This is a genomic window from Marinobacter sp. LM1, assembly GCF_042763285.1.
In the GTDB taxonomy this organism is placed as follows: Bacteria; Pseudomonadota; Gammaproteobacteria; order Pseudomonadales; family Oleiphilaceae; genus Marinobacter; species Marinobacter nauticus.
The window spans coordinates 2161708-2174175 of the sequence record NZ_CP114373.1; the positions used below are offsets into that span (position 1 = coordinate 2161708).

General features: G+C 56.5%; 10 protein-coding genes. All 10 read left to right on the forward strand.

Annotated features, from left to right (window positions below):
• Window positions 1–2: 2 nt before the first annotated feature.
• Window positions 3–650: a 3-isopropylmalate dehydratase small subunit gene (gene leuD, locus OZ656_RS10100; RefSeq protein ID WP_114434040.1), complete on the forward strand. Its 648-nt coding sequence runs from the start codon at window positions 3–5 to the stop codon at window positions 648–650.
• Window positions 651–668: 18 nt separating this feature from the next.
• Window positions 669–1742 carry a 3-isopropylmalate dehydrogenase gene (gene leuB, locus OZ656_RS10105; protein ID WP_114434041.1) on the forward strand — a complete coding sequence of 358 codons (1074 nt, stop codon included), beginning with the start codon at window positions 669–671 and terminating at the stop codon, window positions 1740–1742.
• Window positions 1743–1868: 126 nt separating this feature from the next.
• Window positions 1869–2984, forward strand: a complete 1116-nt coding sequence (gene asd, locus OZ656_RS10110) for an aspartate-semialdehyde dehydrogenase (protein ID WP_114434042.1) — start codon at window positions 1869–1871, stop codon at window positions 2982–2984.
• A gap of 313 nt (window positions 2985–3297) precedes the next feature.
• Window positions 3298–6471 (forward strand): FimV/HubP family polar landmark protein, encoded by a 3174-nt coding sequence (locus OZ656_RS10115; RefSeq protein WP_113880129.1) that lies wholly within the window; start codon window positions 3298–3300, stop codon window positions 6469–6471.
• An 84-nt stretch (window positions 6472–6555) separates the two neighbouring features.
• Window positions 6556–7464, forward strand: a complete 909-nt coding sequence (truA, locus tag OZ656_RS10120) for a tRNA pseudouridine(38-40) synthase TruA (protein WP_023010108.1) — start codon at window positions 6556–6558, stop codon at window positions 7462–7464.
• Window positions 7461–8090, forward strand: coding sequence for a phosphoribosylanthranilate isomerase (locus OZ656_RS10125; RefSeq protein ID WP_023010109.1), 630 nt, complete (start codon window positions 7461–7463; stop codon window positions 8088–8090). Before truA ends, OZ656_RS10125 begins: the two co-directional genes overlap by 4 nt.
• On the forward strand, window positions 8083–9291 hold the full coding sequence (trpB, locus tag OZ656_RS10130) for a tryptophan synthase subunit beta (protein WP_197536003.1): 1209 nt from the start codon (window positions 8083–8085) through the stop codon (window positions 9289–9291). The genes OZ656_RS10125 and trpB overlap by 8 nt, the downstream gene beginning before the upstream one ends.
• 17 nt (window positions 9292–9308) lie before the next feature.
• Complete coding sequence (gene trpA / locus OZ656_RS10135; RefSeq protein ID WP_303292589.1) at window positions 9309–10121, forward strand: tryptophan synthase subunit alpha; 813 nt, start codon at window positions 9309–9311, stop codon at window positions 10119–10121.
• Between the two features lie 38 nt (window positions 10122–10159).
• A complete protein-coding gene (gene accD / locus OZ656_RS10140) occupies window positions 10160–11089 on the forward strand; it encodes an acetyl-CoA carboxylase, carboxyltransferase subunit beta (protein WP_014421381.1) in 930 nt (309 codons plus the stop codon).
• The gene (folC, locus tag OZ656_RS10145; protein ID WP_153739925.1) at window positions 11070–12392 is read left to right on the forward strand and encodes a bifunctional tetrahydrofolate synthase/dihydrofolate synthase; all 1323 of its coding nucleotides are present in this window, start codon (window positions 11070–11072) and stop codon (window positions 12390–12392) included. The genes accD and folC overlap by 20 nt, the downstream gene beginning before the upstream one ends.
• Window positions 12393–12468: the final 76 nt, after the last annotated feature.

Here is a 12468-nt window from a genome sequence, read left to right on the forward strand (position 1 = left end):
CCATGCGAGCATTTACGCAACACCAGGGCATTGTTGCCCCCATGGACCGTTCCAATGTGGACACGGACATGATTATTCCCAAGCAGTTTTTGAAGTCCATCAAGCGCACGGGCTTTGGCCCGAACCTGTTCGATGAGCTGCGTTATCTGGATGAAGGCAAGCCGGATCAGGATTGTTCCAACCGTCCGCTGAACCCGGATTTCGTGTTGAACCAGGAGCGTTACAGGAACGCCAGCGTGTTGCTGGCCCGGACCAATTTTGGCTGCGGTTCCAGCCGTGAGCACGCGCCCTGGGCGCTGGATGATTTCGGTTTCCGGGTGATTATTGCTCCGAGCTTTGCCGATATATTCTACAATAACTGCTTTAAGAATGGCCTTTTACCTATTGTTTTAAATGAAGAAGTGGTTGATAAGCTGTTCCGGGAAACCGAAGAGAATGAAGGCTATCAGCTGACGGTCGATCTCGAGGCTAAAACGGTGGCGACACCCGGTGGTGAGTCGTTCAGTTTTGATGTTGATGATTTCCGCCGTCATTGTTTGCTGAACGGTCTGGACGACATCGGCGTGACCCTGGAAGATGCGGATACCATTCGCGCTTATGAAGAATCCCGGCGCAAGACCGCTCCCTGGTTGTTTAATACTGCAAACTGATTAACAAGGAATTGGATTATGTCCCGTAATGTATTGCTCCTGCCGGGCGACGGCATTGGTCCGGAGATTGTGGCAGAAGCGGAGAAGGTTCTGCATAAGGTGAACGACCAGTTCGGGCTGGCGCTGAGTTTTGAATCTGCCCTCGTTGGCGGTGCGGCGATTGATGAGACTGATACGCCGCTGCCTGAAGAAACCCTGGAGAAGGCCCGTAAGGCCGATGCGATTCTGCTGGGGGCTGTAGGGGGGCCAAAGTGGGACAGCCTCCCGATGGCGAAGCGCCCGGAAAAGGGACTGTTGGGGCTGCGTTCCAACCTTGAGCTGTTTGCCAACCTGCGTCCGGCCATTCTGTATCCGCAGCTGGCGTCTGCTTCGTCCCTGAAGCCGGAGGTGGTTTCCGGGCTGGACATTCTGATCGTCCGCGAACTCACCGGTGGTATTTATTTTGGACAGCCTCGTGGTGTGCGTGAGCTGGAAAGCGGTGAGCGCCAGGGCTACAACACCTACCAGTACACCGAGTCCGAGATTCGGCGTATTGGCCGGGTTGCCTTCGAGGCGGCCCAGCAACGAGGCAAGAAGCTGTGCTCGGTTGACAAGGCCAACGTGCTGGAAGTGACCGTGCTGTGGCGGGAAATCATGGAAGACCTGAAGCGGGAATATCCGGATGTGGAGCTTTCCCATATGTACGTGGATAACGCAGCCATGCAGTTGGTCCGTGCGCCCAAGCAGTTCGACGTGATTGTGACTGGCAACATGTTTGGTGATATTCTTTCTGACGAAGCGGCAATGCTCACCGGTTCTATCGGCATGCTTCCCTCTGCGTCACTGAATTCCGAAAAGCAGGGTATGTATGAGCCGTGTCACGGCTCGGCGCCGGATATTGCCGGGCAGGGCATTGCCAACCCGCTGGCTACCATCCTCAGTGCTGCAATGATGTTGCGTTACAGCCTGAATGAGGAAAAAGCCGCCCAGGCCATCGAGGCGGCGGTCAGCAAGGTGCTGGACCAGGGGCTGCGTACCGCCGACATTATGTCGGAAGGCGGTCAGAAGGTATCCACTCGCGACATGGGTGAGGCGGTTCTGAACGCGCTTTAAAGCACCACTGGTTTGCTCAATCGAGACCCGACAACGGCAGGATGCAGCCGTTGCGGGATCATCCATCCTGTCCCTGCCAGCGATAACGGTAGCGGGCGGGCATAAAACGAGGTTCAAAGGTCGCACATGAAGCGAGTTGGACTTGTAGGTTGGCGCGGCATGGTGGGCTCGGTCCTCATGCAGCGCATGCGTGAAGAAAATGATTTTGCCGACATCGATCCGGTGTTTTTCACCACTTCCCAGGCAGGGAAGCCGGCCCCGGACGTAGGCAAAGACGGCGTTCCTCCATTGCAGGACGCGTTCGATATCGACATCCTCAAGGGGATGGATGTGATCGTTACCTGTCAGGGCGGCGATTACACCACCGAGGTTTACCAGAAGCTGCGTGATGCAGGCTGGGACGGTTACTGGATTGATGCGGCATCCACTCTGCGTATGGTCGATCACTCTGTGATCGTGCTGGATCCGGTTAACCGTAACGTGATCGATGCGGCCCTGGATAAGGGCGTAAAGGATTATATCGGCGGTAACTGCACCGTGAGCCTGATGATGCTGGCCCTGGGCGGCCTGCTGGAGCAGGATCTGATCGAGTGGGTGTCTCCGATGACGTACCAGGCAGCGTCCGGCTCTGGTGCCCAGAATATGCGGGAGCTGTTGAACCAGATGGGCGCGTTGAATGAGAGCGTCAAATCTGAGCTGGCTGACCCGTCTTCCGCCATCCTCGACATCGATCGCAAGGTGACTGATACCATGCGTTCCGGCGATTTCCCCACTGAGCATTTCGGTGTGCCGCTGGCGGGCAGTCTGATTCCGTTTATCGACAAGCAGCTCGATAACGGCATGAGCAAGGAAGAGTGGAAAGCGGGCGTCGAGACCAACAAGATTCTTGGTCGGAGTGACAACCCGATCCCTATCGATGGTATCTGCGTGCGCATTGGCGCCATGCGTTCCCATAGTCAGGCGCTGACCATCAAGCTGAAGAAAGACCTGTCAGTTTCCGAAATTGAAGGCATTCTGGCCAAGGCCAACGACTGGGTGAAAGTTATTCCCAACGATCGCGATGCCACCATGCAGGAACTCACTCCGGCCAAGGTCACTGGCACACTGAGCATTCCGATTGGTCGAATTCGCAAGTTGTCCATGGGGCCGGAATACATTTCCGCTTTCACGGTGGGTGACCAGTTGCTGTGGGGTGCTGCAGAACCGCTGCGTCGGATGCTGCGAATCCTTCAGGAACGTTAAAAAGTGTTACACAGCGGTAATTAATGCCAACTGTGTCCGGTTTTTTGCAAGCCGGTCAGGGGCGGAGGCTGATTTCAGCGTCCGCCCCTGTTATTTTCAAGGGCGCTAAGGAGTTCCGCCCGATAGATAAAAAAACGGTGCAAGGATTGCAGCTGATTGATTGATAAAACGGGTTTTATCAACAATACTTGCCAAACCGAACGGTATAATTGCGATATAAAAACGAGAAATAACAAGGCGAAAGTCATCCAACCTCGTCCGATTCTGTTGAGATACGGCAGTAAAGAATAACGGAGACTGGAAAGGAATAAGCATGAAGGTACGCAAGCTTGCGGTTGCCCTGGCGCTGGCGGGAGGGCTCGGCTCTGGAATGGCTCAGGCGCTTGGACTTGGAGAAATTGAGCTCCAGTCCTGGCTGAACGAGCCACTGGATGCAGAAATATCACTGAATCAGAGTCGCGGTGTTGATCCCGGTGAAGTGTTCGTCAATGTGGCACCGGAGGCCGCCTATGAGCGCGTCGGCCTGGACCGCCACCAGTTTCTGAGTCAATTAAGGTTTGAAGTGGTTACCGGGACGGATGGCAATCTGGCCATCAATGTTTCCTCCCGGGCGCCGGTACGCGAGCCGTATCTGAATTTCCTCCTCGAGCTGACCTGGCCCAATGGTCGCCTGATGCGGGAATATGCCGTGCTGGTCGATCCTCCGGTTTACGCCGAGGAATCTGGTATTGAGGAGCAAGTCAGTGCTCCGGCCACGACAGCCACCAGACAGCAGCCGGCGCGCAGCCAGGAATCTGTCCGCCGCCAGGCGGCAGCAGAAGGCTCCGTGTCGCGTGGCTATCAGGCAGATACGTTTGGTCCGACAGGGCCATCCGACACACTCTGGACCATTGCCCAGCAGGTACGTCCGGATGGTTCGGTTTCCATGCAGCAGGTTATGCTCGCGATTCAGGATCAGAATCCTAACGCGTTCATTGGCGGGAATATTAACCGCCTGAAGCGTGGTGAGGTGTTGCGGATTCCCTCTCTGGATCAGATTCGGAGCCGTAGCCGCGCTGAAGCCAATCGGGTAGTTGCACAGCAGAACCAGGAATTCCAGTCTCCGAGAACCGTTGATGCAACGGATACCGCCCAGGCTGCGGCAGGACAGGGTGCTACTCAGGCGGCAGCGGGTGATGAGTTGCGCCTGCTGGTTGCCGATGAATCGGAATCCCGGTCTACCGAAGACGGTGGTTCTGCCGGTGGTGACGGCGATCTGCCGGGCGGTGTTGATGCCGGTTCCGCAGTTGCGATGGAAGAGCTGGAGGCCGCAAAACGCGAAAATGACGAACTCAATACCCGTGTCCAGGATCTACAGGACCAGGTTGAGACCCTGCAGCGGTTGCTGGAACTGAAGAACAGCCAGCTTGCGGATATGCAGGGTATGGTGTCGGAAGAAGAGTCTCCAGCTCCGACCGATACTGCTGAGACAGAGTCTGACGTTGAACCGGCGACAACACCAGTAGAAGGTGATCTGGGTGCCGGCACCGGTGAAGATCCGTTCGGTGGTGGTCAGGCCGATGAAGTCCTTGAAGGTGAAACGGCCGACACACCGATGGCGGAAGAAGATAGCGCCATGGTCCCGGACGAAGCCGATATTGCAGGTGAAGAACCGTTTGGTGGTGATGTCGAAGGGGGTGCTGCTGATGAGGTGGTGGCAGAGCAGCCTGCCGTTACCGAGCAGGAATCTCCATCTGAATCCGAGCCCGCGGCCGTCCCGCAGACCCAGCAGCCAAAGCCGCTGCAACCAGTAACGGCGCCTGAAAAGGCATTTCCGGGTAACATTATTGACGGTATTCTGAACAATCCGATGTATCAGATTGCCCTCGGTGGTGGTCTTATCCTTCTGCTTCTGTTGTTGTTGCTCGTGGCACGACGCAATGCCAATCGCGAAAAAGAATTCTACGACCAGTTGAACAGTGATGAAGGCGAAGGCGGTGATTCGTTCGACCTCAGTCTCGAAGATGAGGATGAGGCAGAAGCGGAAGCCGGTGATGCCATTGCCGAAGCAGAAACCTATGTTGCTTACGGTCGTCACGATCAGGCAGCCCAGGTGCTCGAGAACGCCATTTCACGTGAGCCCAGCCGTACTGATCTGCGCCTGAAGCTGTTGTCTGTGTATGCGGACAATCAGGACCGCGACGCGTTTGAAAAGCAGTACCGTGAAGTTGAAGCGCTGGATGATGAGGCAGCTATCCAGGAAGCTGAATCCCTCCGGGAGCGCCTTGCTGAAGCTGAAGCGATGCCCAGCATCGACGACCTTGAATCCCAACTGCGCTCGGATTCGTTCGGCAGTCAGCCAGAGCAAGAGCCGGCCACCGAGCATGCTTCGGATGACTGGGATATCTCTGACGAGCTGAAAGCTGACGAATTTGAAGCCACTTCAGAGCCCGCTGATGAAAACGAGTTCGGTGAGCTGGAGTCCGATGTCAGCAAAGAATCCGATGGCCGGGATGACATGATTGAGTACGATCTGTCCGGCATTGGTGAAGAACCGGAGTCTGAAGACGAGTCCGCCACCGAAACTGATTACGCTTCACTTGATCTGGATTCCGGTCTGGATGAGGCAACCGGGACTTCCGAATCCAAAGAAGAGGACTTCAGTCTGGATTTCGAGTCGGCCTTTGAAGACGACGCACTCGCCGGTTCAGATGAGCCCTCCTTGGAAACCGATGAAGCGGAGCCGGTTGAGGCGGATCAGTCTGGTACCGTTTCGGATCAGGAAGACGATCTTGAGCTGGGCTTCGATCTTGATGACGACCTTGAGCCGACGGAAGAAGAGCCAGTTAAGCAGGAAGACACCGAGGTATCGGATCTGGACCTGGAGTCTGATTCGCTTGACGAGTCCTTCCTGGACGAGCTTGATGCGGAGCTGGATAAGGTTGCCGGCGAGGACGATGAGCCTTCTGAACTGGAGCTTGGAGAATCCGATCTGGATGACCTGGAACTGGATGTATCTGATGAAGATCTCGCGCTGATGGAAGAGTTCTCTGATAACGGAGAACCTGCTGGTCCTCAGGAAGACGAACCATCCCTGGAAGATGAGCTTGGGCTGGAAGATGCACTCAGCGAATCCGAGGCTGATGAGCCGGGCGTTGACCAGCAGAATCCGGAAGAGCTGGCGGAGCAGACAGAAGAGGTTGCTGAGGCCGAACCGGCTCCTGAAGAGCTGGAGGACGAAGTCGTGCCGGTGGCGTCAGACTCTCTGGACGAAAGCTCCACTCGTAGTGATAGCGGATTGGATATTGATGAGAGCGCTCTGGACGACGAGGATGACTTTGATTTCCTCGCCGGTACCGATGAAGCCGCCACCAAACTTGATCTGGCACGGGCCTACATCGAAATGGGTGACAGCGACGGTGCCAGGGATATTCTGGAGGAAGTTGCTCTTGAGGGTAACGAAGAACAGAAGGCAGAAGCACAAGAGCTTCTTAAAAATCTCTCCTGATTCGTTATAATCAACTAACCGCGGCAAGCGCCGGCCATTGAGCCGGCGTTTTGCTTTTTCAGTGGACAGCAATCGGGTCAGCACTTGTTCCTCACGCCTCAGCCTCTCACCACAGATAACGCCATTGGTAATGGACGGGTTGCCATCATCTTTGAGTACGACGGTCAGGCCTTTCATGGCTGGCAATTGCAGAAGAGTGGCGTGCGTTCGGTGGAGGCAGAACTTTCCCGGGCCGCGGCCCGCGTTGCCGACCATCCGGTCGACCTGGTGTGTGCAGGCCGCACCGACGCCGGCGTGCATGCCAGTTTTCAGGTAGCCCATTTTGACACGCCATCGGTTCGAAACCTTCGTTCCTGGGTCATGGGAATGAACACGGCATTACCTGATGACATTTCTGTGCACTGGGCAGGGAACGGTCAGGGCGATTTTCACGCCAGGTTTTCCGCGATTTACCGACGTTACCGGTATGTGATCTACAATCATCCGGTGCGCCCGGGGATCCAGCGTGGACAGGTGTCCTGGACCTTTCGTCCGTTGGATGCCGAAAGAATGCATCGTGCAGCCCAGGCACTGGTCGGCGAGCATGACTTCTCCTCATTTCGCGCTGCCGGTTGCCAGTCCCGGACTCCGGTTCGGTTTCTGGAGCAGATTTCGGTAACCCGATGCGGAGAGTTTGTCGTAATAGATGTGCAGGCCAACGCCTTTCTTCATCATATGGTACGCAATATTGCCGGTGCCTTGATGGCGGTTGGTAATGGTCAGCAGCCTGAAGGCTGGATTGGTGATATTCTGGAACGCCGTGATCGCAAACTTGCCGGTGTGACCGCCCCTCCTTACGGGCTCTACCTGGTGGATGTCGGTTATCCTGAGTCCTTCGGGATTCCCAAGGCATTGTGTGGACCGGCGTTCGTTACTCCCTGGTTTGACCCGGCCAGCAACGCGCCGATCACACCAACTCACATACACCCGAAACAGGGAAAGGCTCCTGCATGACAGCCCGCGTAAAAATATGTGGCCTGACGCGCCCGCAGGATGTGGAAGCCGCGGTAGCCTGTGGCGCCGATGCCATAGGTCTGGTGTTTTATGCGCCGAGCCCTAGAGCGGTCGATCTGGAGCAGGCCCGAATCCTGGCCGCCAAGGTTCCTGCGTTCGTGGCGGTTACTGGACTGTTCGTGAATCCTGAGCGGGATTATGTCGAAGCCGTTCTGGATGCTGTGCCACTGGATCTCCTGCAGTTCCATGGCGATGAGAGTCCGGAGTTCTGCCAGTCTTTTGGCCGGCGCTGGATCAAGGCCGTCAGGGTGCGTGAGCCCGGACAGATCGAACAGGCGTTTGCCGATTATCATCAGGCTTCCGGTTTGTTGGTGGACGCCTGGGATCCAAACCGCTATGGCGGTACCGGCCAGTCGTTCAACTGGTCACTGATTCCTGAAAGCAGGCCCTTGCCCCTGATATTGGCCGGTGGGTTGTCATCTGATAACGTAGCCCGCGCGATTGAGCAGGTACGCCCCTGGGCTGTTGACGTCAGCGGTGGGGTGGAAGAGAGCAAGGGTAAGAAAGACGCCACCAAATTGTCTCAATTTTTCAAAGAGGTTCACCGTGTCTGTAAAACTGACTGAAGAAATGTTGAAGGCGCTTCCTGATGCGAGAGGTCACTTCGGTGCCTTTGGTGGACGGTTTGTTTCAGAAACCCTGATGGATTCTCTGATGACCCTGGAAAAGGAGTACCTTCGGTTGAAGGAGGATCCGGAATTCCAGGCGACTTTTGATAATGACCTCGCCGATTATGTTGGCCGTCCCAGCCCGCTGTATTTCGCAGAGCGCCTGACTCGGGAAGCCGGTGGCGCACAAATCTGGCTCAAGCGCGAAGACCTCAACCACACCGGTGCCCATAAGGTGAATAACACCATTGGCCAGGCCCTGCTGGCCAGTTTTCTGGGCAAGAAGCGCATCATTGCAGAAACTGGCGCCGGTCAACATGGTGTAGCCACCGCCACGGTTTGTGCCCGTCTGGGCCTTGAATGTCACGTATTCATGGGGGCAGAAGACGTCAAGCGTCAGTCCCTGAACGTGTACCGCATGAAACTGCTGGGCGCGACCGTCCATGCCGTTCAGAGCGGTACGAAAACCCTTAAGGATGCCATGAATGATGCCATGCGCGACTGGGTCGCGAATGTGGATGATACTTTCTACATCATCGGCACTGTGGCAGGGCCGCATCCCTATCCTTTACTGGTGCGTGATTTCCAGTCGGTGATTGGGCGAGAAATCCGTAAACAGGCCATGGAAAAAGTGGGTAAACTGCCGGACGCACTGGTGGCCTGCGTCGGTGGCGGTTCTAACGCCATTGGTATGTTCTATCCGTTCCTGGCGGATGAGTCCGTGGAGCTTTATGGTGTTGAAGCCGGTGGTCTGGGTATTGAAACCGGACAACATGCGGCTCCGCTTTGTGCCGGCCGCCCCGGTGTGCTGCATGGTAACCGGACCTACCTGATGGAAGATGAGAATGGCCAGATCGCCGGAACACATTCCGTTAGTGCTGGTCTGGACTATCCCGGAGTGGGGCCCGAACATGCCTGGTTGAAAGACATTGGCCGCGCCAATTACGTGTCGGTGACTGATGACGAGGCCCTGGATGGCTTCCGTAAACTGACGCGGGTTGAGGGTATCATGCCGGCGCTGGAAACCGCCCACGCTGTGGCTTATGGCGTGAAGCTTGCCGCCACCATGGACAAGGACCAAATGCTGGTTATCAACATCTCTGGTCGCGGCGACAAGGATATTCACACCATTGCCCAGCTTGATGGCATTGAGATCTGAAGGTATCAGGAGCAGGCATGAGCCGAATTGAAGGCGTATTGAAAACATTGAAAGAGCAGGGCCGCAAGGCGCTGATTCCCTATATTACAGCGGGCGATCCACATCCGGATCAGACGGTCAGCCTGATGCATACCCTGGTCTCTGCCGGTGCTGATATTATCGAGCTGGGCGTGCCGTTCTCGGACCCGATGGCTGATGGTCCGGTGATTCAGCTGGCCTGTGAAAGGGCGCTCAAGCACGGTACGTCGCTGCGTCAGGTGATGGCGATGGTCAAGGAGTTCCGCAAGACCGATCCGGATACCCCGGTGGTGCTGATGGGTTATCTGAACCCGATGGAGGCCATGGGCTATGAAGCGTTTGCAGATGCGGCAGCGGACGCAGGTGTCGATGGCGTTCTGACGGTTGACCTGCCTCCCGAAGAGGCTGATCAGGTAGCACCGCTGTTTGCCGACCGCCATCTGGATCCGGTTTTCCTTTTGGCGCCGACAACCACGGATGACCGGATCAAGGCGATCAGTGAGCACTCATCCGGCTATGTGTACTATGTTTCTATCAAGGGCGTGACCGGGTCCGCAACCATTGATGTTGATGAAGTCGCGAAGAAAGTGGCCCACGTGCACGAGCTCACGGCGTTACCGGTGGGTGTGGGCTTTGGTATCAGGGATGCGGAAACTGCCGCTGCAGTAGGCAGAGTATCCGATGGTGTAATTGTTGGCAGTGTTCTGGTCGATACAATAGCCCGACATCAGACAGATCCTGACGCTTTGCGTAACGCACTGACGGATCTGCTGCACCCGATGCGCGAAGCGCTGGACAGCCTCGCTCACTGAGCGGGCATTATCCAGGCATCAAAGGACAGGACGAGAGCATGAGTAACTGGCTGGACAAAATCATGCCGAGCAAGATTCGCTCGGAATCACGGCAACGTACCGGAGTGCCGGAAGGGTTATGGAAGAAATGCCCCAAATGCGGCGCATTCCTGTACAAGCCGGAGCTCGAGAAGAACCTGGACGTTTGCCCCAAGTGTAATCACCATCTGCGGGTGTCTGCACGTCGTCGACTGGATATCTTTCTGGACAAAGACGGGCGTGAGGAGCTGGCAGCTCACCTCGAACCGTCAGATCGGCTGAAGTTCAAAGACAGCAAGCGCTACAAGGACCGACTCGCGGCGGCGCAGAAAGCGACCGGCGAAAAAGATGCGCTGATTGCCATGCGTGGCACAACCATGGGTGTCCCTTTGGTTGCCTGCGCGTTCGAGTTCAACTTCCTGGGCGGTTCGATGGGTCAGGTGGTTGGCGAGAAGTTTGTCCAGGCAGCGAATGTGGCTCTTGAGCACCGGATTCCCTTGGTCTGCTTTTCCGCCAGTGGCGGTGCCCGCATGCAGGAAGCCATACTGTCTTTAATGCAGATGGCCAAGACCGCGGCGGTGTTGGAGAAGCTCAAGCAGGAAGGCATACCATACATTTCAGTGATGACCGATCCGGTCTTTGGTGGTGTATCGGCCAGCCTCGCTATGCTGGGTGACCTCAATATTGCTGAACCTTACGCTCTGATCGGTTTCGCGGGCCCACGGGTTATCGAGCAAACCGTGCGCGAGAAACTGCCGGAAGGTTTCCAGCGCAGCGAATTTCTGCTGGAACATGGTGCGATTGATATGATTCTGCATCGTCATCAGATGCGTGAGCGCATCGCCCATCTGTTGGCCAAGTTTACTGCCCAGGAAAAGCCCGGCACCGAAGCCCCCATCGAATTTGAAGTTACTGAAAAGCCGGACGTTGATGAACCAGAAGGGCACTGAATCCTCCTCAGCCCCCGTTGGGCCTCCGGCCCTCGGGGCGTCTGTTCAAGAATGGCTGCACTGGCTTGAAGCCATTCATCCCACAGAAATAGATCTCGGCCTGGACCGGGTACTGGTGGTTCTGCGGCGGTTGTTCCCGCGCAAGCCTCAGGCTCGCATCATTACCGTGGCAGGGACCAATGGCAAAGGCACCACGGTTACGGCACTTGAGTCGATTTTGCTGGCAGCCGGCAGGAGCACCGGGGCTTATATGTCCCCCCATCTGTTCCGCTATAACGAGCGGGTTCGGATTGGTGGCCAGGAGATTTCCGATGCGGCCCTGGTGACCGCCTTCGAGCGGGTGGAGGCGGCTCGCCGCGGGGTGACTCTGACCTATTTTGAATTCGGAACGCTGGCCGCTTTTGTCGCATTTGCAGACGCCGGCGTTGAGAATTGGGTGCTGGAAGTCGGGTTGGGAGGTCGCCTGGATGCAGTCAACGTGCTGGACCCGGACTACGCGGTGATCACGTCAGTAGATATCGATCATATTGGTTTTCTGGGGGATAACCGGGAAGTCATTGGTTTTGAAAAAGCGGGGATCCTCAGACCGGGTATACCCGCCGTTTGTGCGGATCCAAATCCTCCATCCTCGGTCCTTCAACAGGCCGCGGCGCAGAAGGTGGCGCTGAAGCTCACCGGCCGCGATTATACGCTTGCGCCCGGTGCTCCCGGACAGGTTGTGCTCACTATTGGCGACGAGAAGATAGAGTTGCCAGCCGGCCCCTTGCCTGTCCAGAGTGTGGCGGCTGCGGCGGTGCTCTCCCGGCAACTCGTACCGGAGCTTTCACTGGAAAGCCTTCAGCATGCGATACATAGCGTGCGGGTTCCAGGCCGGTTTGAAACCATTCATCACGATCCGGATGTCATTATAGACGTTGGTCACAACCCCCATGCTGCTGCCTGGCTCGCTGACAACCTCCGTAGCCTTCGATGTGATGGTGATGGCCACGGGCGTATCCTGGCTGTGTACGGCGCGTTGGGAGACAAGGATGTGGAGGGTGTGGTCGGTGCCATGTCGTCCGTCGTTGATCAGTGGTACCTGGCGGGCCTGAATGTTGCCAGAGGGCTTGATTCCGACAGCCTGATGAAGCGTATCGCAAGCGTGCCATTTCGGGGAACGCCCGGCGTTTTTGATTCTGTGTCTGAGGCTCTCGCAGCGGCCATGGGCGAGGCAGTGTCCGGTGATCGGGTCGTGGTGTTCGGTTCGTTCTTCACGGTTGCTCTGGCCAGGGAAGAGCTTCTGCCGGCTTCGGAAGCGTCTTAAAGTTTGTCCATAGGCCCCTGGGAAGCTTTGAGTTCTGGCGAGTGGCCGGTTAGTATCGTGATCAAACAGGTTGTTA